This is a genomic window from Micromonospora sp. NPDC049580, from assembly GCF_040675595.1.
In the GTDB taxonomy this organism is placed as follows: Bacteria; Actinomycetota; Actinomycetes; order Mycobacteriales; family Micromonosporaceae; genus Micromonospora.
Window position 1 is genome coordinate 1 of the sequence record NZ_JBFAPG010000785.1, and the last position, 1,556, is coordinate 1,556.

The 1,556-nt window shown below is 76.9% G+C and carries 2 protein-coding genes; one reads left to right on the forward strand and one right to left on the reverse strand.

The features are described from left to right. Window positions 1-1,041: hypothetical protein (locus AB0J68_RS32070; protein ID WP_363942617.1), on the reverse strand; the 1,041-nt coding region annotated here is incomplete at its 3' end. Window positions 1,042-1,186: 145 nt separating this feature from the next. On the opposite strand from AB0J68_RS32070, the gene AB0J68_RS32075 reads away from it, so the two are divergent. Continuing rightward, window positions 1,187-1,556 (forward strand): glycosyltransferase family 2 protein (locus AB0J68_RS32075; protein WP_363942620.1); only part of this gene is annotated, 370 nt, incomplete at its 3' end.

Below are 1,556 nucleotides of genomic sequence, written 5' to 3' on the forward strand. Positions count from 1 at the left end.
GTTGGCCCACACCCAGTAGGCGTACGGGCGGTCGGCGGCCCAGCCCTGGTAGTACCGCTCGACGACCAACTGGTAGCCGACCCACCAGTGAAAGCCCGCCGCGCTGAAGGCCGCCGTCACGGCCGCGACCCCGACGGCGGCGGCGAGCAGCGCGCCCCCACGGTGCGTACGGCGCAGCGTCACCACGGCCAGCGCGAGCACGCCGACCAGGAGGAACCCGTACGACAGGTACAGCGCGAACCCGAGCACCGCCCCGCCGGCGAGAGCGGCGACGCGGCCCCGGACCGCCAGCAGCGCCAGGCCGGCTGCGACCACGGCGGCGAAGATGCCATCGGCCGAGGCGCCCACCCAGACCGCCCCCGGCAGCAGCACCAGGAACGGGAGCACCGCGCGGGCCGCGTCGGGCGCGCCGAGCGCCCGCAGGGTCACCGGCACCGACACCGCGACCGTGGCGCCGACCAGCACGCAGGCCAGCGCGGCGGCGGCGCCTCCGCCGAGGCCGATGCGGTCCAGCCAGACGAAGATCAGCAGCGCGCCCGGCGGATGCCCGGCGGTGTGGGTGGACCACGCGTCGGGTTGGAAGTCGACGATCCGGCCGGCGAAGCCGGCCAGCATCGCCGGGATGTCGGTCACCCCGGGGACCTCGTGCAGGTACTCGGCCTGCGGGGTGAGCCGCCGGGTCAGCCCTGCCGTCCAGCCGTCCACCAGGGCCAACGACAACGTCCAGGCGACCGTGGTCAGCCACGCGGCAGCCAGCAGGACACCCCACCGGGCGGTGCGGGCCCACCGCGCTCCCCACCCCACCACCGCGACCGCTACGGCCAGCGCGGCGGGGCTGCCCCAGCCGACGTGCGGCCGCCACGTCGCGTACAGCGGAGCGGCGTCGGCGTGCAGCCCGGCGCCGCGTGCGTTGAGCAGGGCGCCCACCAGCACGGCGGCGGCGAGCAGCGCCGCCTCCACGCCCAGTATCAGGAGGTCGCCGGCCCGGCGGCGGGGCGGGGTCCGCCCGGGGGCGGCGGGGAGTGTGGTGGTCGAGGCCATGACCACCGGACGGTACGGCGACAGCCCGCCCTCGCGCTCGCCAATCGGCGGCCCGTCACCGGACGGTAAGAAATGCCCAGGTGGTAAGGGTTCGGTAAGCACATTTCGGCCTCCGCCGCGGGCTTGCCGCCCTAGCGTCGGCGGTATGCCGACTGAGATCGACGTGGTGCTGCCCTGCCTGGACGAGGCGGCCGCCCTGCCCGGCGTGCTGACCGCGCTGCCGCCCGGCTACCGGGCCATCGTGGTGGACAACGGCTCGCGCGACGGCTCGCCCGAGGTGGCCGCGCGGCACGGCGCCCGGGTGGTGCACGAGCCCCGGCGCGGCTACGGCGCGGCGGTGCACGCCGGCCTGGAGGCCGCCGACGCCGAGGTGGTGTGCGTCCTCGACGCCGACGGGTCGTTCGATCCCACCGAGTTGCCGGCCCTGGTCGCCCCGGTGCTGGCCGGCACCGCCGACCTCAGCGTGGGCCGGCGACGGCCGGTCGGGGCCGGGGTGTGGCCGTGGCACGCCCGCG